23 protein-coding genes are annotated in these 26,549 nt (G+C 65.5%); 6 read left to right on the top strand and 17 right to left on the bottom strand.

From position 1 onward, the window contains the following. Nucleotides 1-150 precede the first annotated feature (150 nt). Entirely contained in the window at nt 151-1,065 is a 915-nt protein-coding gene (locus OVA06_RS05465) for an SGNH/GDSL hydrolase family protein (RefSeq protein WP_268156863.1), read from the top strand. 61 nt (nt 1,066-1,126) lie between these two features. Here the strand turns inward: OVA06_RS05465 and OVA06_RS05460 are convergent, their stop codons facing one another. The 6 genes from OVA06_RS05460 to OVA06_RS05435 form a co-directional block, all read right to left on the bottom strand. Next, nucleotides 1,127-2,833: a dipeptide ABC transporter ATP-binding protein gene (locus OVA06_RS05460; protein ID WP_268156861.1), complete on the bottom strand. Its 1,707-nt coding sequence runs from the start codon at nt 2,831-2,833 to the stop codon at nt 1,127-1,129. An 11-nt stretch (nt 2,834-2,844) separates the two neighbouring features. After that, nucleotides 2,845-3,789, bottom strand: a complete 945-nt coding sequence (locus OVA06_RS05455; RefSeq protein ID WP_056075044.1) for an ABC transporter permease — start codon at nt 3,787-3,789, stop codon at nt 2,845-2,847. After that, on the bottom strand, nt 3,779-4,708 hold the full coding sequence (locus OVA06_RS05450; RefSeq protein WP_056075047.1) for an ABC transporter permease: 930 nt from the start codon (nt 4,706-4,708) through the stop codon (nt 3,779-3,781). Before OVA06_RS05450 ends, OVA06_RS05455 begins: the two co-directional genes overlap by 11 nt. A gap of 123 nt (nt 4,709-4,831) precedes the next feature. Further along, a complete protein-coding gene (locus OVA06_RS05445) occupies nt 4,832-6,517 on the bottom strand; it encodes a peptide ABC transporter substrate-binding protein (protein WP_268156858.1) in 1,686 nt (561 codons plus the stop codon). A gap of 269 nt (nt 6,518-6,786) precedes the next feature. Then, nucleotides 6,787-8,565 (bottom strand): ABC transporter family substrate-binding protein, encoded by a 1,779-nt coding sequence (locus OVA06_RS05440; protein WP_268156856.1) that lies wholly within the window; start codon nt 8,563-8,565, stop codon nt 6,787-6,789. Between the two features lie 115 nt (nt 8,566-8,680). Then, a complete protein-coding gene (locus OVA06_RS05435) occupies nt 8,681-10,294 on the bottom strand; it encodes a cryptochrome/photolyase family protein (protein WP_268156854.1) in 1,614 nt (537 codons plus the stop codon). A gap of 152 nt (nt 10,295-10,446) precedes the next feature. Here OVA06_RS05435 and OVA06_RS05430 point away from each other — a divergent pair, with 152 nt between their 5' ends. Continuing rightward, nucleotides 10,447-11,490 carry an LLM class flavin-dependent oxidoreductase gene (locus tag OVA06_RS05430; protein WP_268156852.1) on the top strand — a complete coding sequence of 348 codons (1,044 nt, stop codon included), beginning with the start codon at nt 10,447-10,449 and terminating at the stop codon, nt 11,488-11,490. 5 nt (nt 11,491-11,495) lie between these two features. On the opposite strand, the gene OVA06_RS05425 is transcribed toward OVA06_RS05430, so the two are convergent. Both OVA06_RS05425 and ychF read right to left on the bottom strand, forming a co-directional pair. Then, complete coding sequence (locus OVA06_RS05425) at nt 11,496-12,149, bottom strand: SDR family NAD(P)-dependent oxidoreductase (RefSeq protein WP_268156850.1); 654 nt, start codon at nt 12,147-12,149, stop codon at nt 11,496-11,498. 179 nt (nt 12,150-12,328) lie between these two features. Continuing rightward, the gene (ychF, locus tag OVA06_RS05420) at nt 12,329-13,414 is read right to left on the bottom strand and encodes a redox-regulated ATPase YchF (RefSeq protein WP_056076350.1); all 1,086 of its coding nucleotides are present in this window, start codon (nt 13,412-13,414) and stop codon (nt 12,329-12,331) included. A gap of 90 nt (nt 13,415-13,504) precedes the next feature. On the opposite strand from ychF, the gene OVA06_RS05415 reads away from it, so the two are divergent. Next, nucleotides 13,505-14,746, top strand: coding sequence for a DNA recombination protein RmuC (locus OVA06_RS05415; RefSeq protein WP_268156847.1), 1,242 nt, complete (start codon nt 13,505-13,507; stop codon nt 14,744-14,746). Between the two features lie 11 nt (nt 14,747-14,757). On the opposite strand, the gene OVA06_RS05410 is transcribed toward OVA06_RS05415, so the two are convergent. Together OVA06_RS05410 and OVA06_RS05405 are read right to left on the bottom strand one after the other, a co-directional pair. Next, the gene (locus OVA06_RS05410; RefSeq protein ID WP_056075073.1) at nt 14,758-15,837 is read right to left on the bottom strand and encodes a 4-hydroxy-3-methylbut-2-enyl diphosphate reductase; all 1,080 of its coding nucleotides are present in this window, start codon (nt 15,835-15,837) and stop codon (nt 14,758-14,760) included. 9 nt (nt 15,838-15,846) lie between these two features. Further along, nucleotides 15,847-16,698, bottom strand: a complete 852-nt coding sequence (locus tag OVA06_RS05405; protein WP_268156845.1) for a hypothetical protein — start codon at nt 16,696-16,698, stop codon at nt 15,847-15,849. 206 nt (nt 16,699-16,904) lie between these two features. Here OVA06_RS05405 and xseA point away from each other — a divergent pair, with 206 nt between their 5' ends. After that, on the top strand, nt 16,905-18,251 hold the full coding sequence (xseA, locus tag OVA06_RS05400) for an exodeoxyribonuclease VII large subunit (protein ID WP_268156843.1): 1,347 nt from the start codon (nt 16,905-16,907) through the stop codon (nt 18,249-18,251). Further along, entirely contained in the window at nt 18,248-18,466 is a 219-nt protein-coding gene (locus tag OVA06_RS05395) for an exodeoxyribonuclease VII small subunit (protein ID WP_056075081.1), read from the top strand. The genes xseA and OVA06_RS05395 overlap by 4 nt, the downstream gene beginning before the upstream one ends. Nucleotides 18,467-18,497: 31 nt before the next feature. On the opposite strand, the gene OVA06_RS05390 is transcribed toward OVA06_RS05395, so the two are convergent. The 6 genes from OVA06_RS05390 to OVA06_RS05365 all read right to left on the bottom strand — a co-directional run bounded on the left by OVA06_RS05390 (nt 18,498) and on the right by OVA06_RS05365 (nt 24,283). Beyond that, a complete protein-coding gene (locus OVA06_RS05390) occupies nt 18,498-19,352 on the bottom strand; it encodes a polyphosphate kinase 2 family protein (RefSeq protein ID WP_268156840.1) in 855 nt (284 codons plus the stop codon). 49 nt (nt 19,353-19,401) lie between these two features. Further along, nucleotides 19,402-20,622, bottom strand: a complete 1,221-nt coding sequence (locus OVA06_RS05385; protein WP_268156838.1) for a pyridoxal phosphate-dependent aminotransferase — start codon at nt 20,620-20,622, stop codon at nt 19,402-19,404. A 133-nt stretch (nt 20,623-20,755) separates the two neighbouring features. Continuing rightward, nucleotides 20,756-21,718 (bottom strand): ABC transporter substrate-binding protein, encoded by a 963-nt coding sequence (locus tag OVA06_RS05380; RefSeq protein WP_056075089.1) that lies wholly within the window; start codon nt 21,716-21,718, stop codon nt 20,756-20,758. After that, a complete protein-coding gene (locus OVA06_RS05375; protein ID WP_056075092.1) occupies nt 21,715-22,461 on the bottom strand; it encodes an ABC transporter permease in 747 nt (248 codons plus the stop codon). Before OVA06_RS05375 ends, OVA06_RS05380 begins: the two co-directional genes overlap by 4 nt. Next, a complete protein-coding gene (locus OVA06_RS05370) occupies nt 22,458-23,183 on the bottom strand; it encodes an ABC transporter permease (protein WP_268156836.1) in 726 nt (241 codons plus the stop codon). Before OVA06_RS05370 ends, OVA06_RS05375 begins: the two co-directional genes overlap by 4 nt. Beyond that, the gene (locus OVA06_RS05365) at nt 23,183-24,283 is read right to left on the bottom strand and encodes an ABC transporter ATP-binding protein (protein WP_056075098.1); all 1,101 of its coding nucleotides are present in this window, start codon (nt 24,281-24,283) and stop codon (nt 23,183-23,185) included. The genes OVA06_RS05370 and OVA06_RS05365 overlap by 1 nt, the downstream gene beginning before the upstream one ends. 218 nt (nt 24,284-24,501) lie before the next feature. On the opposite strand from OVA06_RS05365, the gene OVA06_RS05360 reads away from it, so the two are divergent. After that, nucleotides 24,502-25,521, top strand: coding sequence for a pirin family protein (locus OVA06_RS05360; RefSeq protein WP_056075100.1), 1,020 nt, complete (start codon nt 24,502-24,504; stop codon nt 25,519-25,521). 19 nt (nt 25,522-25,540) lie between these two features. On the opposite strand, the gene OVA06_RS05355 is transcribed toward OVA06_RS05360, so the two are convergent. After that, nucleotides 25,541-26,491: an N-acetylglucosamine kinase gene (locus tag OVA06_RS05355; protein ID WP_397427752.1), complete on the bottom strand. Its 951-nt coding sequence runs from the start codon at nt 26,489-26,491 to the stop codon at nt 25,541-25,543. Nucleotides 26,492-26,549: the final 58 nt, after the last annotated feature.

The raw sequence follows: 26,549 nt of genomic DNA, 5'->3' as shown, positions 1-26,549 counted from the left end.
GGCCTAAAACCGGTCCGGAACCGGCAGGAATCCGGCGCCCTGCCCATCCCCCTCGGGACAGAAATTGAGAGCTGTCACACTCACTGGATAAATACGGATTTATGCCCCATTATTGCTGTTGATGAGCAGCGAATACCACGAGAAACCAGCATGCGTCCTGCATCCGCTTTAACGCGGATCGCGGTATTTGCTATCGCCGCCGGCATTGTCCTGGCGGCTCCGGGCCAACCGGCACAACTTCCGGCGTCGGATGCACCGGCAGCCTCTGCCAGCCCGGACCAGGTTCCGCCTTCACTGCTCAGGGCCGCTGCCACGGACCCGGCGGACGCGCCCCGATACACGCCGGGCGTCGATTTGTCCGAGGTCCTCTCCCGCCCCGCCATGCGCCCAGGGGAGGTCTTCCGGAATCCGGTCTTCGGCCGGAACGAGGTGGTAGTGCCGAACGTCCGGAACACGGCTGTCCTGATCGGCGACTCCCAGTCGGTTCCGGACGACAGCTGGCCGCGCCGCGCCTTGGCTGCCCTTGGCTACAACGTCCACTTCTGCGGTTACGGCGGTACGGGCTTCACGGCAGCCAACGGCAAGGTGGGCAACTACATTGACGCCCTGGAGCGGGGCGACTGGATGCTGCCGGTGGGAACCCCCGGGCTGGTGGTGATTGAAGGCGGCGGCAACGATGCTGCCCGCGGCGCCTCGGATGCCCAGATCACCGCCAACGCCAACCGCCTTGTCCAGGCCATGAAAGCCCGCTACCCCACTACCAAGATGGTCATGGTGGGCACGCTTGCGAAGGGCGCCAATAATGGTGGCGGCCGCCGGAGCCAGGTGGATAACCTGCTCTCGAGCATCGCAGCCAAGCAGGGCATCACGTTTGTCAGCGCGGGAGACTGGCTGACCAAGTACAACCTCACGCAGCACCTTGCGGACCCCGTCCACATGGACAGCGAAGGCCGGAAGGCGCTGGGGACGGTGCTGGAACGCCGCCTCCGGGAACTGGGAATTCCGGACATCACGGCCACTGCCGCGGGTACCGCACAGGCCGGAGCCGGCAGCAAGAAGGGCTGAGGCCCCGCTCCTTTCGGAGTGGCGCCCCAGCCCTTCAGCTGTACAGCGACGGATCGCGGCGTTATGCCACTTCCGGCGGCAGCATCAGCTTCGCACCCGGGATGGCGTTCAGGAGTGCCCTGGTGTACTCCTGCTGCGGCGCTTCGAAGACCTCGTCGGTGGTTCCGGTTTCCACCAGGCGGCCCTTCTCCATGACGCAAACATGGTCGGCAATCTGCCGGACGACTGCCAGGTCGTGGGTGATGAAGAGATAGGTCAGGCCCAGGTTCGACTGCAGGTCAGCCAGCAGGTTCAGGACCTGCGCCTGGACCAGGACGTCCAGTGCGGACACCGCCTCGTCACAGATGATGACCTCGGGGTCCAGCGCCAGGGCGCGGGCAATGGCAACGCGCTGACGCTGGCCTCCCGAGAGCTCGTTCGGGTACCGCTGCATGGCAGACTGGGGCAGTGCCACCTGGTCCAGCAGTTCCCGCACCTTCTTCTCGCGGCTGGCGGCATCACCGATCTTGTGGACCCGCAACGGCTCCTCGATGGTGCGGTAGATGTTGTACATCGGGTCCAGGGATCCGTACGGGTCCTGGAAGATCGGCTGTACCCGCCGGCGGAACTTGAACAGGTCCCCGGCCTTCAGCAGCGAGGTATCCACGCCGTCGAAGAGGATCTTGCCGTCGGTAGGCTTCTCAAGCTGGAGCACCATCTTGGCCACCGTGGATTTGCCCGAACCGGACTCCCCCACGATCGCCGTCGTTGTTCCGCGCTTGACGTCGAAGCTCACGCCGTCCACCGCCGCGAAGTCCGTGGCTTTACCCAGGCCCTGGCGGAGCTTGTAGACCTTTCGCAGGTCCTGGATCTGCAGGACGTTGTCAGCCGCGGCTGCTTCCGCTGCCGGTGCCAGGAGGTCGGCCGTTTCGACGCCCTGTTCCTTGGCTGCCTGGATGCGTCGGCTGGCAAGGGATGGCGCCGACTCAACCAGGCGCTTCGTGTAGGGGTGCTGCGGATTGCGGAGCAGTTCCAGTGACGGTCCTGCCTCCACGACGCGTCCCTGGTACATGACCACCACTTTGTTGGCACGTTCTGCTGCCAGGCCCAGGTCGTGGGTGATCAGCAGCACCGAGGTGCCAAGTTCGGTAGTCATGGTGTCCAGGTGGTCCAGGATCTGCCGCTGGACCGTCACGTCCAGCGCGGACGTGGGCTCATCGGCAATCAGCAGGCGCGGCTGGCATGAAAGACCAATGGCAATCAGTGCACGCTGGCGCATACCGCCGGAGAACTCATGCGGATACTGGTTCGCGCGGCGCTTGGCGTCGGGCAGGCCGGCTTCGGACAGCACCTTGGCGATGTCCTCCGGGCCGCTTGGACGGCCGTTTGCCTTCAGTGTCTCCCTGACCTGGTAGCCGATCTTCCACACCGGGTTGAGGTTGGACATCGGGTCCTGCGGGACCATGCCGATGGTGTTTCCGCGCAGCTCGATCATCCGCTGCTCGCTGGCGTGGGAAATGTCCTCGCCGTCAAGCAGGATCTGGCCGCCGGAGACGCTGCCGTTATTCGGCAGGAGGCCAATGGCCGCCAGTGCCGTGGTGGACTTGCCCGAGCCGGACTCCCCCACAATGGCTACCGTCTCACCGGGCATGATGGTCAGGTGTGCATTGCGCACGGCCTGGACTTCACCGCTGCCGGTCTTGAAGGTGATCGCAAGGTCGCGGATTTCCAGGAGCGGCTTGTTGCCGTTGGCGCTGGCCTCGCCGATGCTGACGTCTGGAGTTGTCATCTCTTTATCTCTCATCGCTGGCGGCTCTTCGGGTCGAGGGCGTCGCGGACGGCGTCGCCCAGCATGATGAAGCTCAGCACGGTGATGGACAGGGCTGCAGCGGGGAACAGCAGGATTTCGGGCCGGGTCCGGATGGAGGCCTGGGCACCTGCAATGTCATTACCCCACGACATGATGCTCTGCGGCAGTCCGATGCCCAGGAAGGACAGCGTGGCTTCTGCCACGATGAACACGCCCAGTTCCAGCGTTGCCAGCACGATGATCGGTGCCAGGGCGTTGGGCAGGACGTGCCGTACCAGCGCCTTGAACTTTGACACGCCGAGTGCCTGCGCCGCGGTGACGAAGTCCGCGTTGCGTACTTCTATGACGGCGCCACGGGTAATACGTGCCATCTGCGGCCAGGCCAGGAGCGATATGACGAACACTACTGTCCACACGCTCTTGTTCTCGCGGAACAGCGGCAGCTGGGTGATCACCAGGGCGCCGAGGATCAGCGGCAGTGCGAAGAAGATGTCGCCAAGGCGGGCCAGTACGGCATCGACCCAGCCACCGTAGTAGCCAGCCAATGCGCCGAGGGTTACACCGATCACCAAGACGCAAAGCACCGAAAGGATGCCAACGGACAGTGACGCCTGCGTGCCGTGGATGACGCGCGAGTAGATGTCGCAACCCTGGAACGTGAACCCGAACGGGTGGCCGGCAGTGGGCCCGCCTTCCGAGTTCCCGAGCTCGCAGCCGTCGTTCGGCGGGGTGGACGTGAAGAGGCCGGGGAACAGCGCAATCACGATCAGGGCGAGGATCAGCAGCGACGAGATGATAAAAAGCGGACGACGGCGGAGCTTGCGCCACGCGTCTGCCCACAGGCTGAGCGGGGCCTGGTCAGTCTTGACCGCGTCCGTGGCCTGCAGCGGGGTTTCATCGATGGGCGCCACGAAGTGGCTGTTGTTACTGGTCATAGCGAATCCTCGGGTCAAGCCAGGCGTACAGGAGATCAACGAGCAGGTTGGACACCACGAACACCAGCACCAGCACGCTGACGATGGACACGATGGTGGGGCCCTCAGTGCGCAGGACTGCCTGGTACAGCTTGTTGCCGACGCCCGGGACGTTGAAGATGCCTTCGGTAACGATGGCGCCGCCCATCAGGCCACCAAGGTTGGCGCCAAGGTAGGTCACCACGGGGATCAGCGAGTTGCGCAGGATGTGTGCCAGGACCACCCGGGGCCGGGACAGACCCTTGGCCGTGGCGGTCCGGACGTAGTCTGCGTTCATGTTCTCGCTGACCGACGCACGGGTCAGTCTGAGGACGTACGCGAAGGAGACAAGGCCCAGCACGACGGCGGGCAGCAGCAGGCTGCCCCAGTCGGCGTTGGCGCCCACGGTGGGTTTCGCCCAGCCGAGTTGAACGCCAAAGACCAGCTGGAACACGAAGCCCAGCACGAAGGTGGGAACTGCGATGACCACCAGGGAAGCCACCAGGACGGTGGAGTCAAACCAGCCGCCGCGGCGGAGGCCGGCGAATACGCCGAAGGCCACACCGAAGATGGCCTGGATGGCCAGCGCTTCGACGGCCAGCATCGCCGTTACCGGGAAGACGCGGGCGAGGCTTGCCGCAATGGGCTGGCCGGTGAAGTCGTTGCCGAGGTTGAACGTGAAGAGGTTCTTCAGGAACAGGCCGTACTGGACAATGAAGGGTTCATCAAGGTGGTACTGGCTGCGAAGGGTGTCGATGACTGCCTGCGGTGGCTGGCGGTCGCCGAACAGTGCCGCGATGGGATCGCCGGGCAGGGCGAACACCATGTAGTACACGAGGAGGGTGGTGCCGATGAAGACAGGGATCACCTGGAGGAGCCGGCGAAGGATAAAGCGGACCACGGTATCACCAGCCTTCCGGGGAGGAAGTAAACAGGTTCATGCATACCTTCCTGCCGTGCAAGCCAATGGGGGCCCGGCCGTAACCGGACCCCCATTAGCCTTGGCGGCAAGTTAGATCAAGGACTACTTAGCCGTGATGTTGTAGTAGAGGATGCTGCCGTTCCAGCCGGTTTCGGCCTTCACGACGTTGTTGCTCCACACGATCGGACGTGCCTGGTCCCACAGGGGCAGGCCGGGCAGATCCTCGAACAGCACTTCCTGTGCCTGGTTGAACTTGGCGTTTGCATCCTCGGTGGATGTGGCAGCCAGGCCCTCCTTGAGGAGCTTGTCGAACTCGGGGTTCGTGTACTTCTCGTAGTTGGAGGAAGCGTTGGTGCCCCAGACCGGGCCGAGGAAGTTGTACAGCGACGGGTAGTCGCCCTGCCAGCCTGCACGGGTCAGGCCGGGCAGCTGCTGGGACTTGCGCAGGTTCAGGACTTCAGCGAACTTGGCGAAGGGCTGGATTTCAGCCTGGATGCCGAGGTTGTTCTTGAAGCCGTTGGCCACGGCGTCGATCCATTCCTTGTTGCCGCCATCGGTGTTGGAAGCGATCTGGAGCGGCTTGGAGTCGTCATACGGCTGGATCTTGTTGGCCTGCTCCCAAAGGTCCTTGGCCTTGGCGGCGTCGAACTTCAGGATTTCGCTGCCCTTGAGGTCTTCCTTGAACCCGTCGATGACCGGCGGGACAAAGGCCTTGGCAGGGGTGCGGGTGCCGTTGAAGACAACCTTGGCAATTTCCTCGCGGTTGATGGCGTAGGAGAGGGCCTCGCGGCGCAGCTTGCCGGCTTCACCCTGGAAGTTCGGGTTGTACGGCGGGATGTTCAGCGTCGAGTTGGTGGCAACTGCCTTGGTGGCGTTGCGGTCCTGGAAGTCCGTCTCATAGGTCTTCAGGGCGTTGGACGGCAGGACATCGGTGATGTCCAGGTTGTCCGACTGGAGATCCGTGTATGCGGGGCCCGGATCGGTGTAGAACTTGAAGGTCACGCCGCCGTTCTTGGACTCGCGCGGGCCGCTGTAATCAGCGTTCTTGACGAGGGCAATCGACTGGTCGTGTACCCAGGCGCCTTCCTTCTCGAACTTGTACGGGCCGTTACCCACCGGGTTCTCGCCGAAGGTCTTCGGGTCCGACAGGGCAGCGGAAGGAAGCGGGAAGAAAGCGGAGTAGCCCAGACGCAGCGACCAGTCTGCTTCAGGCTGGGCAAGCTTGACGGTGATCGTGGAGTCATCGGTTGCTGCCAGGCCGGACATGGTCTCAGCCGTCGGGGCAGGGGTGGTCTTGGTCTTGCCGTCGGCCGTCTTCTCGCTGTTGACCGCCGATACCTCTTCGTAGCCGGCGATGGACTCAAAGAAGAAGCCGTTGTTCTGCAGGTTCTTCGAGTTGGCTGCGAAGTTCCAGGAGTCAACGAACGTCTTGGCCGTGATGGCCTCACCGTTGGTGAACTTCTGGCCCTGCTTGACCTTGATGGTCCAGTTCTGGGCATCGGAGGAATCAATGGATTCTGCCAACGCGTTGACCGGCTTGCCGTCGGCGTCGTAGGTCCGCAGGCCTTCGAAGAGGAGTTCGACGACGCGGCCGCCGTAGACCTCATTGGTGTTGGCCGGCAGCAGCGGGTTCTGTGGTTCGTTGCTGTAGGCCGTGATGACCTTGTTGGGATCGCCCGTGGCGTCGCTGGACCCCTCCGTGGTGCCGCCTCCAGCGCCGCACCCGGTCAGGGCAAGCGCAGCGATTGCCACGATGCCCAGTGCTTTGGAAGTGCGCGTGAAACGCATTCCGCCTCCTATGAGTTGTGGGAGATAACGAGGGGAAATCTGGTGTTTCCCCGCAGGCCGAGGCACAGCTGTGAACTGTGACGGGGCCTACATGTACGAGTAGCCTAACCGCACGAAGTCCAGATACTGGTACTCCGTTGCCAAACCGTGACCGGGGCGTTTTAAACGCGTTAACCGGTTAACGGAAGTTGTGCAAGTCACATGCTACTCGGCGGTAGCGCCACGGCGAAATCGAAGCGTGGCCTGCATCACCCATCGCCCGGTGGGAATCAGTTCTTGGTTCCCTGCTGGGCCAGGCGCCAATCGGAGACGTTCCACCACACGCCGAGGGGACCCGGGCTGGGTTTCACACCGGCCACCCGGGCGTTGAAGGCTATGGCGCCGACCGTCTGGTACAGCGGCAGTCCGTACGCCTTCTCCCAAACGCGTTTATCGATCCCGGCCAGCAGTTCGTCCTGTTTCCCGAGGTCAGTGGTGGTGGCCAACTGTTCCATCGCCTTGTCCGCGTCGCCGTCGGAGAATCCGTTGAAGTTGCTGCCGGCCCCGGTGCGGAAGATCTGGGGGATGCGGCCCACTCCGGCGCCCGTTCCGATCCACCCCAGCAACGCGGCGTCGTACCCTGCGCCCCCAAGCGACTTTGCCCAGTCCGCGTTTCCCTGGCCGGCGTCGACCACGCGGAAACCGGCCTGCTGCGCCGAATCGCGGATCAGGGTGAATGCCTTGGCCCGGTTGGGGTTGTCCCGGTTGTACAGGATCCGGACCGTAGGGGTGGCTCCGTCGAGAAGTTCCTTGGCTGCGTCGATGTCCACCTCGGCGTAGTCGGCCGAGCCGTTGTTTTTCACGGTATCCGCGTACTTGGGCTGCCCCGGAAGGAAGACCTGGGAATCGAGCGGCTTGGCGTCCGCAACCAGGTCCCCCACGACCGCGTCCACGATGGCCTGCCGGGGCACGGCCTTCAGGAAGGCCTTTCGGACGTCTTCGTCTGCGAAGGGCCCGGAGAAGTTGAGGTCAAGGTGGTCGTACCCCGACTGGCTGTACTGCTCCACCGTGTTTCCCTGGTCTGCCAGGCCGGCAAAGAGCTTGGCCGTGTCGGCAGAAGGCTGTGGCGAGATGATGTCCGCCTGCCCGCTGCGGAGCGCGTCAACAGCAGTGGGAAGGGCACCGGTGAACCTGACGTTGATCTCGTCAAGCCACGGCTCCGTCCCCCAGACGTAGTCGCGGTTCCGGACGAGTTTCATCGATACTTCCGGAACGATGTCCCGCACGATGTAGGGGCCGCTGGAAAGATACAGCGCGGGGTCGTCGGGCAGGGATTTCGTGTCGAAACCGTTGTTCCAGAAATCTCCCACCGTTTTCAACGCCGAATTTACTGACGGCTTCCCGGGATTTCCCTTGGGCGCGTCCTTGATCAGGTCAACGAGGTCTTCCTCGTCGCTCAGCCCGGCCTTGGCGGCGACTACGTGGGCCGGCAGGCCGACGTCGAACGCGGTCTGCCAGTCCGCGTAAGGCGCGGCGTACTGCAGCGTGATGGACCGGCCGTCGTCGCCGAGTTCGGGGAACGCCGTGCCCGCCAGGCCGCCGGCGGCTGACGCGGCCGAAAAGTACCTGGTGCCCGTCCCGGCAGCGGGATCGGCGTTGTCGAAGTAACCCGAACCTGCGGCCCAGCTCAGGAGGAGGTCGCCGGCGTCGATCGGCGCGCCGTCGGACCATTTGACGCCTTCGTTGACTGTGTACCGCACCTTGAGCGGGTCATCGGAGACTTTTTCGTAGCGGCCGAACTTATCGTTCCGGACCACCACGGATTTGTCGTCCAGGTAGTAGAAGCCGGAGTGCGTGGCTGAGCCGATCTTGGCGTTGATGTCCGTGTTGCCGTCGGTGCTGAACGGGTTGAAGGAGGAAAAGGCGTTGGCCTCAGCCACGGTGGCGCTGCCTCCGCGTTTGGCTTCCCCCACCACCACCGGCGCGCTGCCGCCGCCTGAGCAGCCTGAAAGGGCCACTGCGGCCACTGCCGCTGCGGTGATGTACTGCATCAGGCGCCTGACTGGCATGCCTTGAGCCTCCTTGTGTATTCCAATCCCGGGGAAGGGGGCCTGGAGTCGCCAGGAACGCGCCCTACACAGTCAGGATACTTTGGTGTCGCCGGCTGGGCGGGGAGGAGGAACCCTACGCCCCGGGTTCGCGGTCCGGCCGCAGCAGGCGCGCGCCGCCGTCGTTCGCGTTGAGCAGTGCCTCCGCGCGGCGCCGGTGGCCGTTCCGGGTGTCCGGATCCATCGAGTCCAGCAGGGAAACTGCCATCCGGGACCGGGGGTTGCGCTCAATGACAGGGCGGTGGTCATCGATGAAGGTCCAATACAGGGCATCCCAGTCGGGGATCCACTCCCCCGGCGGCAGATCGGACATTTTCCGCAGGTAGTTGCTGCCGGAGATGTATGGCTTCGTGGTGATTCCGGCACCTGACGCGAACTGGCTCATCGCGTAGACGTTGGGAACCATGACCCAGTCGTAGGCGTCCACATACATGGCCATGAACCATTCATAGACGTCATTCGGGCGGATGCGCAGGAGGGACATGGCGTTGCCCAGGATCATCAGCCGTTCGATGTGGTGGCTGTACCCGGTGGCTAGCACGCGGGAGATCACCATATCCACGGGGGCCAGCCCGGTGGTGGCGTCCCACCACCCTGCGCCAAGTCCGTTCCCGTGGTTGAGCAGGTTTGCGCTGCGCATTTGCCGGCCCCGGAGACGGTAGGTGGCCCGCATGTACTCCCGCCATCCGATCAGCTGCCGCACAAAACCCTCGAGGGAAGCCAACGGCGGGTTTTGCCCGGCGCCGTCCAGAATTGCGTCCAGGACCTCGCGGGGGTCCAGCAGCCCGATGTTGAGTGCCGGCGTGAGCAGCCCGTGGTTGATGAAGGGATGCGCGGTGGAGATGGCGTCTTCGTAGGCACCAAATCCGGCCAGCCGGTCGCGGACAAACTCGTGCAGGTGCCGCCGGGCTTCCGCCGCGTCGGTGGGCCAGGCAAAGGAGGCAGGGTCTCCCGGGGCGTCCGGAAACTCCTCCGCTACCCATGCGACGGCGGCCTCTACGTCGCTTGACCCGATCTCAGGGGTGGTATCCGCTCCACCGCCGTCTTTCATCAGTGCGTCAAGGTCGAACATCGTTTGCCCGGCGTTGATTCCGCTGTTGAACCTGCTCACGGCGGCCGGAACGTACCCGGGGGGAAGCTTTTTCCTGTTCTCGGCGTCAAAGGACCACTTGCCACCGACGGGGCCGCCGCCGTCCACCAGGACGTTGAGCCGGCGGCGTTGCCACACGTAGAAGTCGTGCATCCGGGCAGGATTTCCGGCGAACCACTCATCGATCCGACGGCGGTCTGTGAGGAAATTGGGAGTCTCCAGGACGTCGCCGGCCTGCATGCGGTAGCCGCCGTCAGCGAGGCCGGCGAACAGGTCCTGCTCAAGCCAGTCATCCACGACGTCGAACCAGGTCACCTGCCGCGGGCGGCTGCTGCGAATGAGTTGCCCCAGCTGGCTTCGCGACGTGTGGGAGGGGTGGCTGGCCAGAACGGCCACCTCATGGCCATGGCTGCGGAGCCGCCGTGCAAAGCGTGCCATCGATGCCCGGTGCAGGACCAGTTTGTGCGAGTGGAAGGCGTACTGACGGAACATGAGGTCGTGCTCGATCAGCACAAACGCCGTTCCGTCAGCCGGCAGTTCAAGCTGCTGCCCGAAGAGCTGATGCGGCAGGACGAGGCGCAGGTGCTGGCCGGATTGCATGCCCCAACGATAGTTGGAATGCTTTCCGGACGTTGCCGAGCGGACACCGGCCCCGCTGTCGCAAACGGTAACCTCCACCTGCCCTGTCCACGGGTGGCGGGCCAGGCGAGCATATTCTGGGGTCAACCACCAGGCCCAAGCAAAGGAAGCCCATGCCAGATCAGAACCGTCCCCTGCGAAAGCTTGGTTTCCTCACCATCGGCCTCTTCGATCCGGCCAACCCGGCCGCCGGTCACGAATCCACGTTGCAGGTCATCGAGCTGGGTGAGCGGCTTGGTTTCGACAGTGCGTGGCTGCGGCACCGCCACCTGCAGTTTGGCATTTCCTCACCGGTGGCCGTCATGGCAGCGGCCAGCCAGCGTACGTCCCGGATCGAGCTTGGCACCGCTGTTACGCCGCTGGGCTGGGAGAATCCCCTGCGCCTGGCCGAGGACCTGGCCACCACGGACCTGCTGGCCGGCGGCCGGATCAATTCCGGCCTCAGCGTGGGCGAGCCGATGCACTGGGACACGGTGAAGCATGAGCTTTACCCCGATTCCGCAGCGGTGGAGGATTTCAGCTACGCCCGCGTGGAGCGGTTTGCCCGGCTGGTTGCGGGCGAACCTGTCCGCGATTTCTCCGGCAAGCAGGGCGTGGTGGAGGAGTTTTCCAGCCGCGTGGAACCGCATTCCCCGGGATTGCGGGATCGTCTCTGGTACGGCGCCGCCAGCCGGAAATCGGCGGTCTGGGCAGGCGGGAACGGCTTCAACCTGCTCTCCAGCAGCGTGATTTTCCCTGACGCAGGCGATGAACCCGACTTCGCCCGGATCCAGCAGTCCCAGATCCGCGCCTACCGGGACGCGGCCGCCGCGTCAGGACAGCCGCAGGAACGGACCCGGGTATCGCAGGGGCTGGTGGTCATTCCCACCGATTCGGCCTCTGCGGCGCAGCGGAAGAAGTACCAGCAGTACGTTGACGAACGCACACCCCGCACGGCCGCCCCGCAGGGTCCGAAGAGGATGCTGTTCGCCAGGGACCTCATCGGCACGAGTGGGCAAATCGCGGAGCAGCTCTACGCGCACGTAGGTTTCCAGGAAGTTGACGAAGTGGCCTTCGCCTTGCCCTTCAGCTTTGAGCACGAGGACTACGTCCAGATCCTCACCGACATCGCCACCCGCCTGGGTCCGGCCCTTGGCTGGGAACCGGCCGGAGCCTGACGAGCCTAGAAAGCGGTGCTGGGCAGGTCCTTCTCGCCGTCGACAATGGCAGTAACAATCCGCGCTGCAACCAGGTCGGGATCCAGCGCCGCGCCGAATCGCGGCGCTGTCCCGGCGATCGGATGCTCAGACAGGGCGGTGCCGGTGTGGCCGGGGCGTGCATCCACGATTCGGATGCCCGCCCGGCGATACTCGCGCGCCGCTGCGACAACGAAGGCCGCGAGTCCAGCCTTCGACGCTGAGTAAGCCGCCAGGCCAGCGACCGGCGCCTCGGCCACAACGCCACTCAATGTGACAACGAAGGGCTCCCGGCCCTCACGTGCGGAGGCCGCGAGGTAGGGCTGGCTCTGGGTGATGAGCTGGATCGGACCCGTCGTGTTCACCGCGAAGAGTTCGTCCACTGTGGCGGGTTCAAGGTCAGATGCGGCGCCAAAGGCAACCACTCCTGATGCAACCACTAGCCCGTCGAGACCCCCGTGCTGCGCATTCGTGTCATCCAACACCGCCTGGATCGCGGAGGGCGCGCGCAGATCGTGCCCCATTGACTTTGACGACCGGGCGACGATGGCGCCGTTTCCCTCCAGCAGGGCAGCGATGCGCGAACCGAGTCCGCCGCTGGCGCCGACTACCAGAACAACCGCTCCCTGAAGAGTCGTCATGGATAGATCCTAGGCCACGTGCTGCAGGTAACGAGCGCGCGTCGGTTCCCTGGGACTGGACGGCTGCGGTACCACGTAGGCAAAGAAGCAGGCTTCGCCCGCTCCTCCGGGATCAAGCGAGCCAACAGGGCCGGGCCCATCTGCGGAAGCAGATGGGCCCGTCCCGAAATCCTCTGGGCTTAGACGTTGAAGCGGAACTCCACCACGTCGCCGTCGGACATGACGTATTCCTTGCCTTCGATCCGGACCTTGCCGCGGGACTTCGCCTCGGCCATGGAACCAGCCTCGACGAGGTCGGCGAAGGAGACCACTTCAGCTTTAATGAAGCCGCGCTGGAAGTCCGAGTGGATCACTCCTGCGGCCTGCGGGGCGGTGTCACCTTGGCGGATGGTCCAGGCGCGCGCTTCCTTGGGACCCGCCGTCAGGTAGGTCTGCAGCCCGAGAGTGTGGAAACCGACGCGGGCCAGCTGATCCAGGCCGGACTCTTCCTGACCGTTCATCTCCAGCATTTCGCGGGCTTCTTCCTCGTCCAGCTCAACGAGGTCTGCTTCGAGCTTGGCGTCGAGGAAGATGCAGTCCGCGGGGGCTACAAGGGCCCGCAGTTCGTCCTGCTTTTCCTGGCTGCCCAGGATGGCCTCGTCCGCGTTGAAGACGTAGATGAACGGCTTGGCCGTCAGGAGCCCGAGCTCCTTGAGGTGCTCCATCTCAAGCTTGTCGCTCTTGACCGAGGAGAAAATAGTGTCACCGCGCTCGAGGACGGTCTGGGCGGCCTTGATGGCAGCCAGTTCGGCGGCCTCCCGCTTCTTGATCTTGACCTCTTTTTCGATCCGGGGAATGGCCTTCTCGATGGTCTGCAGGTCCGCGAGGATCAGCTCGGTGTTGATGGTCTCCATATCCGAGCGCGGATCAACTTTGCCGTCCACGTGGATGACATCGGGGTCGTCGAACACGCGCACCACCTGGGCGATGGCCTCCGCCTCGCGGATGTTCGCCAGGAACTGGTTGCCCAGCCCTTCGCCCTCCGAGGCGCCCTTGACGATGCCGGCGATGTCCACGAAGGACACCGCGGCGGGCAGGACGCGCTGCGAGTTGAAGATCCCGGCAAGCTGCTGCAGCCGGGGATCCGGCAGGTTCACGACGCCGACGTTCGGTTCGATGGTGGCGAACGGGTAGTTCGCCGCCAGGACCTGGTTGCGGGTCAGCGCGTTGAAGAGGGTTGATTTGCCGACGTTGGGCAGTCCGACGATGCCAATAGTAAGAGCCACGAGCACTGATTCTACCCGCAGCGTCCCGTCCGCCCGTACCGGCGGATGTCACTCCCGTTGATTGTCAGTGCCCCGTGCAACAGTGAACCCATGGATGGATTTGCCTTGATTCTTGCCCTCTTCATGCTTCTTGCCGGTGCCCTCGCCGGTGCGGCCGCCACCTACTTTGCGCTCCGGAAGAACACCCACGGCGTTGAAGCTGACTTTGACGCCGTGTCCGCCCGGCTGTCGGAGGTAAGCGCACAGTTTGCAGCGGCCGACGCCGAACGCCGGCTTTTGGCGGCACAGAACCGCGAGCTGGGTGAGGCCAGGTCCCAGGACGGCAGCGTGCTGCGCGCCCTTGCCCCGGTGGCGGAGAAGCTCACGGCAGTCCAGCAGCAGGTGGCCCTGCTGGAACGGGACCGCGTGGAACAGTATGGCCAGCTTGCCCAGCAGCTCCAGGAAGCGCGCCTCTCGGATGAACAGCTGATGCGCTCCACACATGCACTGGAATCGGCCCTGCGGTCCAACAGCGCAAGGGGCCAGTGGGGTGAAGTACAGCTGCGGCGGGTGGTCGAGGCCGCCGGCATGCTGCGCCACGTTGACTTCGTGGAGCAGGTCCACAGCGCCGGCGGCGACTCCGCAGTCCGTCCCGACCTTGTGGTTCAACTTCCCGGCGAGAAGATCCTGGTGGTGGACGCCAAGGTCCCGTTGTCCGCCTACCTTGAGGCACAGGAGATGGGCGCTTCCGCGGCACACTTTGCGCATCCCGCCGACGCGCGGCCGGCACCCCAGTCGGTCTCCGAACGCCGTTCACAGCAGGCGCTCCTGGCTGCCCACGCAAAGGCGCTGAGGGCCCACGTGGATGCGCTGGGCAACAAGAGGTACTGGGACATTCCGGGGAACTCCCCCGAACTGGTGGTCTGCTTCATCCCTGCCGAATCAATTCTTGCGGCTGCCCTTGAAGCCGATGCGTCGCTCCTGGACCACGCGCTGTCCAAGAGCGTTGTCCTGGCGTCTCCGGGGACCCTGCTAGCCGTGCTGAAGTCGGTGGCGTTCACGTGGCGGCAGGACGTCCTGACGGACAATGCGCGGGAACTGTTCGACCTCGCCAGGCAGCTCTATGACCGGATGGGAACGCTGGGAGAGAACGTCACGAAGCTGGGGTCATCTCTGAAGACGTCCGTTGACCGCTACAACTCCCTGGTGGGAACGCTGGAGGCCCGGGTGCTGCCCACGGCCCGCAAGCTGAACAGCCTGGACGAAGCGGGCCTGGCCTCCCCCGCGCCGGTCGAGGTCACACCCCGCGCCCTTGCAGCCCCCGAGCTCCAACAGGACGGGGCCGCCGCGTAGGACGCCGGACGTCAGTCGCGCGGCCGGCGTCCGCCGAGGGCGCGGCTGACGTCGCCGGCCTGCTTCAGGGTTGCGCGGAGTTCCTTGGGCAGCGAAAACAGGAGGTCTTCCTCGGCGGTGACCACTTCTTCCACGCTTCCGTAGCCGTACTCAGCGAGCAGCCGGAGCACGTCCTGGACCAGGACCTCGGGAACGGAGGCCCCCGAGGTCACGCCGACGGTCGCCACGCCTTCAAACCATGCTTCGTCCACCTGGTTGGCGAAGTCCACGCGGTAGGACGCCTTGGCGCCGTATTCCAGGGCCACTTCCACTAGCCGCACGGAGTTCGAGGAGTTTGCGGACCCCACCACGATCACCAGGTCCGCCTGGGGAGAAATCTTCTTGATGGCCACCTGCCGGTTGGTGGTGGCGTAGCAGATGTCGTCACTGGGCGGGTCCTGCAGGGTGGGAAACCGCGCCTTCAGCAGCCGGACCGTTTCCATGGTTTCGTCGACGCTGAGGGTGGTCTGTGAGAGCCAAATGACCTTTTCCGGGTCACGGACTGTCACCTTGTCCACCTCGTGGGGGCCGTTGATGATCTGGATGTGGTCGGGCGCTTCGCCCGCGGTCCCTTCCACTTCCTCGTGCCCGTCGTGGCCGATCAGGAGGATGTCGAAATCGTCCTTGGCAAACCGGACGGCTTCCTTGTGCACCTTCGTCACCAGGGGGCACGTGGCGTCGATGGTGCGCAGTCCGCGTTGGCCGGCCGACTCGACGACGGCAGGTGACACTCCGTGCGCGGAGAAGATGACCAGGGCACCTTCGGGAACCTCGTCCGTCTCGTCAACGAACACAGCACCCTTCTCTTCGAGGGAGCTGACCACATGGACGTTGTGCACGATCTGCTTGCGGACGTAGACAGGGGGTCCGTAGTGCTCCAGGGCCTTTTCGACGGCGATCACGGCCCGGTCCACTCCCGCGCAGTAGCCTCGGGGGGCCGCGAGCAGTACCTTTTTGGCCCCGGTGACGGGCGCTGCAGCTGCTACTTCCTCGGGCGAGCGGCGCCTACGCGGGACGGTTGGCATCGAGAGGGAAACAGCTGTGGAGGTCATCTCTCCATGCTACCGGGTTGCCCGGGGCCGCCTTCGCGATACGGCTCCGCCAGCGAGCGCCAGCACCAGCAGGACTCCGCCGGCCACGGCGGTGCCCAGTGTCCAGGCCCCGAAGTTGGATGCGGCAGCGGGCACGAACCCGTCACGGAACAGGTTGGCCACGTCATTGCCCGTGTCCGTCGCAAGGGCCCTGGCCGTTCCGGCATCCGTGGCCAGCTTCCACGCGCCGGCCATCAGGAGCGCACCAAGACCGGCAGCAGCCGCCACTGTCCAGCGGCGGCGGGCCGCCACGAGGGCGAGGAGGAAGGCGACACCTGAACCGATGGCCAGCAGGTACCCCATGGGCGCGTAGGTGGCGAGGCGTTCCACCCACTCCCGGTGTTCCGGCTGGCCGACGTTGATCAGCGTCTCCTGCGGCGCATCGAGGGGAATCCCGCTGGTCCTGGAAATTTCCTCCACCCCTAGGGCCACCAGCGGCGCGACGTCGAGCGTCAGGGATGATGCCTGCCCAGCGGCGCCGCCATCTCCAGCCGTGGAGGCGAAACTCAGGCGATGGCTCTTGCGCAGTGTCTCGTCCCACGCCGCCGGGTAGCCGGGAAGGCCGGTCAGGGTTGTTGCGGCGTTCTCCAGGACCGGCTGCACGAGGTCGTTCAGGAATCCGGGAACGGCGCTGGTGTCGATGTTCCCGACGGCGGCCGTCGCCAGCTGCTGCCGGAATTCGGGGTCCTGCCCCATGGGCGCCGCAAGGCTCACGAACCCGTCTTCACCGACGATGTTGCGGTCCAGCCAGATGGCAGGAACCGCCAAGGCGGCCAGCAGGAGGCCCAGCACGGCAGCCAGAGCGGAAACGAAAGTGCGCACAGCAGGTCCTTCAGGTTGATGGCGGTAACCCCATCCTAGGCAGGTAACCTGACCGGGCTCTGTCAGTCCCGCGTGCTATTGCTTATGGATAAGGTTGAAGGACCGGTACCCGCAGCTTTTTCTGACGCAGTACTTTCTGACAGCCTGATTGTCACAGCCACCAAAGGACCCCATGCCCGCAGTTCCAGTCCCGCAGGGGCACCCGCATGTCTGAGCAGCCCTCCCTGCCGGACACCGCGCCGACCACCCTGCCGGCCACGGCCGCTGAAACCACGCCGGAGAACCCGTGGCCCCTGCAGTTGCTCTCGCAGAAGCTGAAGGTCCACATCGACCGTACTCCGTCTGCCTGGGTGGAGGGCCAGGTTATCGAGATGAACCGCCGGGGAGGCAACGCCTACCTGACCCTGCGCGACGTCGATGCCGAGGTGTCGCTGCCGGCGTCTGTGTGGACCAAGGTCCTGGAACGCAAGAATCTTCCCTTGGAGCGCGGATCACGGGTGGTGGCCCTGCTCAAGCCAGAGTTTTGGTTGAAGACCGGCCGGTTGAACATGCAGGTCCGGGATATCCGCCCCGTAGGCCTGGGGGACTTGCTCGCTCGCATCGAACGGCTCCGGCAGGCCCTCGCAGCGGAGGGCCTGTTTGCTGATTCGAGGAAGAGACCCCTCCCCCTGCTGCCGCACCGCATCGGCCTGATCACCGGCAGGGACTCGGACGCCAAGAAGGACGTGGTGCGCAACGCGGCCCTGCGCTGGCCGGCCGTCGAATTCGAGATCCGCGAAGTGGCGGTGCAGGGCACCAACGCCGTTTCGCAGGTGGTGCGCGCCCTCCGGGAACTGGACGGTCTCCCGGAAGTCGACGTCATTGTCATCGCCCGGGGCGGCGGGGCGCTGGAGGACCTGCTGCCGTTCAACAGCGAAGAGCTGGTGCGGGCGGTGGCGGCGGCAACGACGCCCGTAGTGAGCGCCATCGGGCATGAAGCCGACCGGCCGCTGCTCGACGACGTCGCCGACCTTCGTGCGTCGACTCCCACGGATGCCGCCAAGCGGATCGTTCCGGAGGTCTCCGAAGAGCTGGCCGGTGTCCGGCAGGCCCGGGAACAGCTGCGCCGCTGCATCGAACGGCTGGTGGACCGGGAATCCGACCGGCTGGCCTCACTCCATTCCCGTCCTGTCCTGGCGTCACCGGAGGGCCTGGTCACTGTCCGCAGCGAGGAAATCGAACGGCTTCTCCGGCGATCGTCCACAGCTGTGAACTCCACGGTGGTCCGTGCCGGTGACCGGCTGGAGCACCTCAGGACCCAGGTTCGTGCCCTGTCCCCCCAGAAAACGCTGGACCGCGGGTACGCGGTGGTGGAGCTCGCCGGGGCACACGCAGCGTCCTCAAGCTCCGGCCACGCAGTGGTGCGGCGTCCGGCCGATGCCCCCGCGGGGCAGCCACTGGCCATCCGCGTCGCCGAGGGCCGCTTCGGCGCCACGTCCACAGGCACGGGCAGTCCTGAAGAAAATCCACCAGCACCTGACCAGCACCATCCGGATACGGGAGAAACAACATGACCGAGCAGACGTCGGAAACCGGCACCGCCGCACTGAGCTACGAGGAAGCACGCGAACAGCTCATCGCCGTCGTTGGCCGCCTTGAGGCAGGCGGCGCCAGCCTTGAGGAGTCCCTGGCCTTGTGGGAACGCGGCGAGGCACTGGCGGCGCGCTGCGAGGAATGGCTGGAGGGCGCCCGCAAACGGCTCGCCGCCGCCCGGGACCAGCCGCTCTAGGCCATCCGATAGGTCCCGGGAGCAAAGCGCCTCAGGATCGGACCACCAGCTCGCGTTCCATGGGGACGTCGAACTCTGCCTTCGGCCACTCCAGGTTCAACCCGGCCATCGCGCCCAGCAGCAGCTGCTGGACCGCTATCCGGGCGTACCACTTCTTGTTCGCCGGCACCACGTGCCACGGTGACTCGGGCGTGCTTGTCGCATCGATGGCCGCCTGGTAAGCCGCCATGTAGTCTTCCCAGAACGCCCGCTCGGTAAGGTCCCCGCTGTTGTACTTCCAGTGCTTTGAGGGGTCGTCCAGCCTGGCCAGCAGCCGGGATTTCTGCTCGTCCGCGCTGATGTGGAGCATCACTTTCACCACAGTGGTTCCCGAGTCCGCCAGCCGGGCCTCGAATTCGTTGATGGCAACGTAGCGGCGCTTGATCTCATCCGGGCTGGCCCACCGGTGGACCCGGTGGATCAGCACGTCTTCGTAGTGGGAACGGTCAAAAACCCCCACCATGCCCGCTGCCGGCACTTCCTTCTCGATGCGCCAGAGGAAATCGTAGGACTTCTCCTCATCCGTGGGTGCCTTGAACGCTTTGAACTGGACGCCCTGCGGGTCCATGGCCGCCATCACGTGGTTGACTATCCCGCCCTTGCCGGCAGTGTCCATGGCCTGGAGGATCAGCAGGACCCGCTTTCGGCTCCCGAAACGGGAGGCGGCGAACAGCTTTTCCTGAAGTTCGGTGAGCGTGCTGTCCATCCCGCCCAGTAGCGCCCGGCCGTCTTCCTTGGTTCCGGTGTAACCAGGGGTGGAATCGGGGTCGACGTCGGCGAGGACGAACCCCTTCCCCGCCCGAAGCGTCTCGGACGGATGCTCATCGAATGTCTCGGGGCCGGCCATGGGTTTCCTTTCGCGCTGTGCTCACGGGCGCTGAGCCCGTGAGCACAGGCTAGTTCCCCTGGTACCTGCTGAGGAAGTCCCCCATCCGGCCGACGGCTTCTTCGATGTCCTTGACGTTGGGCAGGGTGACCATCCGGAAGTGGTCCGGCCGCACCCAGTTGAAGGCGCGGCCATGCGATACCAGGATCTTCTGCTCACGCAGGAGGTCCAGGACAAACTTCTCGTCGTCGCGGATGTGATAGACCTCGGGGTCGAGCCGCGGGAACAGGTACAGGGCCCCCTTGGCCTGCTGGGTACTGACACCGGGAATGGCGTTGAGCATCTCATAGGCCTTGTTGCGCTGTTCAAGCAGCCGGCCGCCGGGAAGGATGAGGTCCTGGATACTCTGGTACCCGCCCAGGGCCGTCTGGATGGCGTGCTGGGCGGGAACATTGGCGCACAGGCGCATGTTGGCCAGGAGGCTGATGCCCTCGAGGTAGTCCGCGGCGTCCTTCTTGGGGCCGGAGATTGCCATCCACCCGGCCCGGTACCCGCACACCCGGTAGGCCTTGGACAGTCCGCTGAAGGTCAGGCAGAGCACGTCGTCGCCGGTCAGTCCGGCCATGTTCACGTGGACGGCGTCCTCGTACAGGATCTTTTCGTAGATCTCATCGGCGAAGAGCACCAGGCCGTGCTTTTCGGCCAGGGCAACGATCCGCTTCAGCGTCTTTTCCGGGTAAACGGCGCCGGTGGGGTTGTTGGGGTTGATCACCACGATGCCCTTGGTGCGGGGTGTGATCTTCGCTTCCATGTCCTCAAGGTCGGGCTGCCAGCCGGATTCCTCGTCGCAGAGGTAGTGCACGGGCTTGCCGCCGGCCAGGGCCACGGACGCTGTCCACAGCGGGTAGTCCGGAGTGGGGATAAGGACTTCGTCGCCCGAATCCAGGAGGGCCATTAGCGACATGGTGATCAGTTCGCTGACGCCGTTACCCAGGTAGATGTCATCCACGTGGATGTTCTGTATACCGCGGGTCTGGTAGTACTGCGAGACGGCGGTGCGGGCGGAGAAGATGCCGCGGGAATCGCTGTAGCCCTGGGCGTGCGGGAGGTGGCGGATCATGTCCACCAGGATGGCGTCGGGGGCCTCGAAGCCGAACGGGGCGGGGTTGCCGATGTTCAGTTTGAGGATGCGGTGGCCTTCCGCTTCCATTTGCTGGGCGGCCTGCAGGATGGGTCCACGGATGTCGTAAAGGACGTTGTTGAGCTTCGTGGACTGCCTGAATTCTGCCATTCCTCAAATATGCCACAGGAAGGATGGACAGCCGCTGAGACCTCGCCCACATACGGACGACGGCGGCTGCCGGACTTTTGGAAGTCCGGCAGCCGCCGTCGCCATGGCGAAGCCTTCCCTGAGGGCGGGGGAACTACTTGACGATGCCCTTGTCCTTCAACCAGGCGGCCGCAGCGTCTTTGGCGTTCTGCTTCTGGCTGCCGCTGACTGCGCGGTTAAGGTTGATGAGGTCATCGGTGGTCAGGATGCGGGAAACCGAGTTCAACGCTTCCTTGGCCTTGTCCGTCATGTTTTTTTCGTTGTACAGCGGTACCACCTGCTGGGCAATGAAGTTGTTCTTCGGATCCTCCAGCACCACCAGGTCGTTGTCCGCGATGGACGGCGTGGTGGTGTAGATGTCCGCAACCTGGACCTGGTCTTCGAGGAGCGCCTTCAGGGTCACGGGACCACCGCCGTCGCTGAAGGGTTCCAGCTTCTTGGGCTCGCAGTTGTAATTCTTCTTGAGCCCGGGCAGTCCGTACGCGCGTTCGGCGAACGTTGCAGGGGCACCCACCACAATCTCGCTGCAGACCTTGGCGAGGTCCTCGATGGACTTTAGCTGGTACTTCTCGGCGGTGGCCTTGGTGACCACCATGGCGTCCTTGTCCTCAGCCTTGGACGCATCGGCTACGGCGAGGCCGTCGGCCAGCTTGTCCGGCAGGGCTTTGTAGATGTCGTCGGCGGAAACCTCCGTGGCTGCCTTGTCCACATACAGCAGCAGGTTGCCGGTGTAGTCCGGAACCACGTCAACGGAACCGTCCTGGACGGCCTTGAAGTAGACCTCGCGCGAACCGATGTTGGGCTTGGTGGTGGCGGTGACGCCGGCCGCGTTCAGCGCACCGGCATACAGCTCCGCAATGATCTGGCTCTCGGGGAAGTCGGCCGAGCCCACCGTCAGGGACGTTGCGCCACCGGAGGAACCGGCGTTGCTGGACGGGGCGTTGCTGAGCGGATCAGATGAGCCGCCGCAGGCAGACAGCGCAACGGCAAGGCCAAGCCCTGCCGCGAGGCCGCCGAAGCTCCTCCGGCCCAGGCCGAGTGGACGGTTTTCTTTCATGACTTACCTCCTTGTAGGACAGTCTCCGCAGGGACGGGGTCTGTACGATCTGCCGCGGCCTGCTGGCTGCGGCGTGGCTTGTGCGGGGCCCCGCGTGTGAGGAAGAGCCTCTGGAACAGGGCGAGGACAAGGTCGACGGCGATGGCGAGCCCAGCGATGAGCAACGAGCCTCCCAGCATCTGGGGGAAGTCGCTGAGGACCAGTCCGTCGAAGAGGTACCGTCCCAGGCCGCCCAGGTTGATGTAGGCCACCACGGAGACGGTGGCCACCACCTGGAGCACGCCCGTGCGGAACCCTCCGAACATGACGGTCAGGGCGTTGGGCAGCTCCGCCCGGAACAGGACCTGCAGTTCCGTCATGCCCATGGCGCGGGCGGCGTCCACGACGTTGCGGTCCACGCTGGAGATTCCGGCATAGGTTCCGGCCAGGAGTGGCGGAACGGTGAGGATTACCAGCGCCCAGACGGGCGGCATGAGGCCGATGCCGGCCAGCAGGACGAAGAGCGTCAGGAGGCCCAGCGTGGGCAGCGCCCGCAGGGCGCCTGCCAGGGCCACCACCGCCACCCGCCCTTTTCCGGTGTGGCCCACGAACAGGCCGACGGGGACAGCAATCGCTGTGGCGATCAGCATCACCAGGCCTGTGTATTGCAGGTGCTCGGCCAGCCGGACGGGGATCCCCATGCTTCCGGACCAGTGCAGGGGGTCGGCGAGCCAGGCGAAGGTATCTGTGAAGACGTTGCTCATGCGTTGCCCCCTCCGGCCTGCGGCCGGGAAAGGCGCCGGGCGGCATCGGCCGGTTCACCGGCAGCATCCGGGCCCGGCCGGGTGTGTTTTCCGGCCCGTTCCCAGGGCGTGAGGATTCTTTCGAGGAGAACCAGGACGGCATCCATCAGCAGCGCCAGCACCAGGATGGCGACGATGCCTACCACGATTTCGGTGACGAAGTCCCGTTGCAGGCCGGAGGTGAAAAGCATGCCCAGGTTACCGATGCCCAGGAGCGCAGCAACGCTGACCAGGGAGATGTTGCTGACGGACACCACCCGCAATCCCGCAAACATGACGGGCAGGGACAGCGGCAGGTCAACCTGCAGGAACCTCGCGAGTGGCCGGTATCCCATGGCGACGGCGGCCTGGCTCACTTCCTGGTCCACGGAGTCGAATGCGTCCAGCGCGGCCCGCACGAGCAGTGCCACCGCGTAGATGGTCAGGGCCACCACCACGTTCAGGGGGTCCAGGACGCGGGTGCCCAGGATGGTGGGCAGGATGATGAAGAGTGCCAGCGACGGGATGGTGTAGAGCAGGGAGCTCGACGTCAGCACCACGGACCGCAGTGCGGCGTTCCTGCGTGCGAGCTGCGCCAGCGGGATGGCCAGCACCAGACCCAGCACCATGGGGACGAGGGCGAGGACCAGGTGTTGCCCGGCCCTTTCGAAGACCATGCCGCTGTTCGACAGGAACCATTCCATCAGAGCGCTGCCTGCCTGACCTGGCGGGCCTCTTCGATCAGGGCCAGGACTTCACCGCCCCGGACGGCACCGAGCACCTTGCCGGAGGCGTCAACGGCTACGCCCAGGCCGGAAGGCGAGGACAGGGCCGAGTCCAGGGCACGGCGCAGGCTTTCTCCCGGCCGGAACAGCGACCCGCCGGGAATGAGGCCGGTGTCTGTGCCGGGGGCCGCCCAACCCAGAGGGCGCATGTCCGCATCCACCACCAGCTGCCAGCCGCCTGCGGCACCGGGATCGGACTCGGTGCCGGCCGCCCCCCGGATGATCGTGGGCACCGGATGGATGGCGACGCCGTCGGACGGGGTGAACCCGAGGTGGCGGAACCCGCGGTCCCTGCCCACGAAGGACGCGACGAAGTCATTGGCCGGTGCGCGGAGGATCTCTTCCGGGGTGGCGTACTGCGCCAGTTTCCCGCCGACAGCGAAGACAGCAACCATATCGCCCAGCACTGTGGCCTCGTCGATGTCGTGGGTGACGAAGACGATGGTCTTGGCCAGGTCCTTCTGGAGGCGGAGGAGCTCCTGCTGCAGCTCTTCCCGGACCACGGGGTCCACGGCGCTGAACGGCTCGTCCATGAGCAGGACCGGCGGGTCGGCCGCCAGGGCGCGCGCCACCCCCACGCGCTGCTGCTGGCCGCCGGACAGCTGGGCGGGGTACCTCTTCCCGAGGGACCGGGCAAGGCCCACGACGTCCAGAAGTTCTTCAGCGCGCTTGCGGGCGTCGGCTTTCGAGACGCCGTTCAGCCGCGGAACGGTGGCAATGTTGTCCAGCACCGAACGGTGCGGCAACAACCCCGCGGACTGCATCACGTAGCCCATGGAACGCCGCAGTTCGGCGGCGGGCGCCGAAGTCACGTCTTTGCCGTCCACCGTGATCACTCCGGAGCTGGGCTCCACCATCCGGTTGATCATGCGCAGCGACGTGGTTTTTCCGCAGCCGGATGGCCCCACGAAGACCGTGATGGAGCCTTTGCGGATGGACATGGTCAAGCCGTCCACGGCAGGCTGTCCGCCCTGGTACTTCTTGGTCACGTTCTGGAATTCGATCATCGATGTGTCCATGGTGCGGACTTACCTGTTCTGCTCGGATGCCACTGAAAGCGACGTGACATGGTCATCAGCACGCTGATAGTTACGGTAGCCCAAGCCGGCCCGGCGCACAGCAGTTTGCGGCACGGATCCGGACAAAGGAATCCCTACTGTGACCATTCGCAGCCGGACGCGGTTCGGATGGGACACCGCTGCCGCACGGCAACACGCCACGGCCCTAAAGTGGGAGGGTGACCAACTTGGAAGTATCGCCGCAGCAGGAAGTCTGTCCCCCGGCCGCCGCAGAGGGTCCGTCCGGCCCGTGCCTGCAGCTGTGGCCTGAGCGGGAAGTGCCGCTCGGCGGGGTGCGCGCCATGAACGTCCGGCGGACCCTCCCCCAGCGCGGCCTGCCGACCATCGGTGCCTGGTGCTTCCTGGACAGCTTCGGCCCGGACCGGACGGCCATGTCGGTCCTGCCGCACCCGCACATCGGGCTGCAGACGGTGACCTGGCCGCTGGCCGGGAACATCCGGCACCGCGACAGCGTGGGCAGCGACGTGGTGGTCCGGCCCGGTGAACTGAACATCATGACGGCGGGCCACGGCGTTTCCCACTCGGAGTTCGCAGTCCTGCCGCAGGACGGCGTCCTGCCTGTACAGCGCGGCCTCCAGTTGTGGGTGGCGCTTCCTGACGCGGACCGGCACTGCGCGCCGGCGTTTGAACAGCACCGGGAGTTGCCGCGGGCCACCGGCGCCGGTTTCACCGCGACCGTCATGGTGGGAACATTCGACGGCGTGTCCTCGCCTGCCACGATGTTCTCACCCATCGTTGGGGCTGACGTCTCCTGCGGCGGCGATGCCGTCCTGCCGCTGGAGCCGGAGTTTGAACACGGCATCCTGGTGCTCGACGGCGGGCTGCGCCTGGACGGGCAGGAGCTTCCGCCGGGGCCGCTGGGCTACTTGGGTACGGGCCGAAAGGAGCTTCGGCTGCAGGCTGATCCCGGTACCCGGTTCCTGCTCATCGGCGGGGAGCCATTCCGGGAGGAACTGCTGATGTGGTGGAACTTCGTGGGCCGCACCCATGATGAAGTGGAACAGGCACGCGGGGACTGGGAAGCGCAAGCAGGCCTGGCCGGTGACCACGCGGCAGCCGCACGCTACGGGTTGGTTCCCGGCCACGGTCCGGACGCCGGCGCTGAAGCCGGCCGGATACCGGCTCCGCCGCTTCCAGGCGTCCGGCTGACGCCGCGCAAGCGGACCGCCCGGGACTGATGCCGGGCGGCCCTGGCCGTCAGGCGGGCTCGGCCACCAGCTGGAGCACCCCGAAAACAGGTTCCTGGTCCAGCACCCTGACGTCGGCCGCGCCCCCTTCAGCGAGGTGGCGCCGGAACGCCTCCTGGAGGGGTACCACGTTCATGCCCAGGCCGCTGCCGAGGATAACGGGACCGTTGATTCCCAGCTGGCGAAGGACCTGGAGGGCCAGGCCTGCAAGGTCCTTGCCGGCCTGGTCCAGCATGTCCCGGCTTTCCTGGTGCCCCCGGGCGGCTGCCTCCACCACATGCCGTGCCTGCTGGGCCCAAAACCTGCGGCCGGTGTCCGGTGAGTGGAACATGGCAATGAGCCGGTTGGGGTGGTCCACTCCGCATGACTCCAGCAGCGCTGCTGTGAGCGCATCGACAGCCAGTCCTTGGTCCATCCGGCGGAGGCTGTGGCGGACCGCCTCCCGGCCCAGCCAGTATCCGCTGCCTTCGTCGCCGAGCAGGTACCCCCACCCTCCGGCCCGGGCTTCGGCGCCGTCGGCGTTCTTCCCCCACGCTGCCGAGCCGGTGCCGGCGATAACCGCCACTCCGGTTCGGGCCCGTCCGGCTGCCAGCAGCAGGCGGGAATCGTGCACCACCGTGACTACGGCGCCGGGAACGTGCGGCCTGATCAGGGCGGCCAGGGCTTCGGCGTCCTCGGCGGTATCGATGCCGCCGGAGCCGGCGTAGACGCGGGACACCGGCCCCTTACCGATCCGGGCAAACAGCTCGGCAATGTTGCGTGCGGCCTCGTCGCGGCTGACGTTCTGGACGTTGGAGCTTCCCACGGATTCGTCAGCCGCCGGCGTCCCGTCTTCGAACCGGATTCCGCGGGTCTTGGTGCCGCCGATGTCGAGGCCGATAATGATGCCGGCCAGCGGGCCGGCGCCGGGCACTCCGGACTTCTGGGCGGGAGCGGCAGGGGTTTGTTCGCTGTTTTGCACGTCACAAGACTACTGTCCGGAACGGGCAGCGAGGCAGCTGCGGCATACCGGGAATGTC

The organism is Pseudarthrobacter sp. SL88, assembly GCF_026672455.1.
Taxonomy (GTDB): domain Bacteria; phylum Actinomycetota; class Actinomycetes; order Actinomycetales; family Micrococcaceae; genus Arthrobacter.
The sequence above is the reverse complement of the archived record's forward strand: the minus strand, read 5'-3'. Positions and strand labels throughout refer to the sequence as shown.

Bases quoted from the DNA above. Each gene is read 5' to 3' on its own strand.
- OVA06_RS05375 (WP_056075092.1), bottom strand. From the start codon at position 22,461: ATGAGCAACGTCTTCACAGATACCTTCGCCTGGCTCGCCGACCCCCTG.
- OVA06_RS05380 (WP_056075089.1), bottom strand. From the start codon at position 21,718: ATGAAAGAAAACCGTCCACTCGGCCTGGGCCGGAGGAGCTTCGGCGGC.
- OVA06_RS05410 (WP_056075073.1), bottom strand. From the start codon at position 15,837: ATGACCTCCACAGCTGTTTCCCTCTCGATGCCAACCGTCCCGCGTAGG.
- OVA06_RS05435 (WP_268156854.1), bottom strand. From the start codon at position 10,294: ATGCAATCCGGCCAGCACCTGCGCCTCGTCCTGCCGCATCAGCTCTTC.
- OVA06_RS05460 (WP_268156861.1), bottom strand. From the start codon at position 2,833: ATGACAACTCCAGACGTCAGCATCGGCGAGGCCAGCGCCAACGGCAAC.
- OVA06_RS05465 (WP_268156863.1), top strand. From the start codon at position 151: ATGCGTCCTGCATCCGCTTTAACGCGGATCGCGGTATTTGCTATCGCC.
- xseA (WP_268156843.1), top strand. From the start codon at position 16,905: ATGTCTGAGCAGCCCTCCCTGCCGGACACCGCGCCGACCACCCTGCCG.
- OVA06_RS05415 (WP_268156847.1), top strand. From the start codon at position 13,505: ATGGATGGATTTGCCTTGATTCTTGCCCTCTTCATGCTTCTTGCCGGT.
- OVA06_RS05390 (WP_268156840.1), bottom strand. From the start codon at position 19,352: ATGGCCGGCCCCGAGACATTCGATGAGCATCCGTCCGAGACGCTTCGG.
- OVA06_RS05370 (WP_268156836.1), bottom strand. From the start codon at position 23,183: ATGGAATGGTTCCTGTCGAACAGCGGCATGGTCTTCGAAAGGGCCGGG.
- OVA06_RS05440 (WP_268156856.1), bottom strand. From the start codon at position 8,565: ATGCCAGTCAGGCGCCTGATGCAGTACATCACCGCAGCGGCAGTGGCC.
- OVA06_RS05445 (WP_268156858.1), bottom strand. From the start codon at position 6,517: ATGCGTTTCACGCGCACTTCCAAAGCACTGGGCATCGTGGCAATCGCT.
- OVA06_RS05395 (WP_056075081.1), top strand. From the start codon at position 18,248: ATGACCGAGCAGACGTCGGAAACCGGCACCGCCGCACTGAGCTACGAG.
- OVA06_RS05425 (WP_268156850.1), bottom strand. From the start codon at position 12,149: ATGACGACTCTTCAGGGAGCGGTTGTTCTGGTAGTCGGCGCCAGCGGC.
- OVA06_RS05365 (WP_056075098.1), bottom strand. From the start codon at position 24,283: ATGGACACATCGATGATCGAATTCCAGAACGTGACCAAGAAGTACCAG.
- OVA06_RS05385 (WP_268156838.1), bottom strand. From the start codon at position 20,622: ATGGCAGAATTCAGGCAGTCCACGAAGCTCAACAACGTCCTTTACGAC.
- OVA06_RS05455 (WP_056075044.1), bottom strand. From the start codon at position 3,789: ATGACCAGTAACAACAGCCACTTCGTGGCGCCCATCGATGAAACCCCG.
- OVA06_RS05430 (WP_268156852.1), top strand. From the start codon at position 10,447: ATGCCAGATCAGAACCGTCCCCTGCGAAAGCTTGGTTTCCTCACCATC.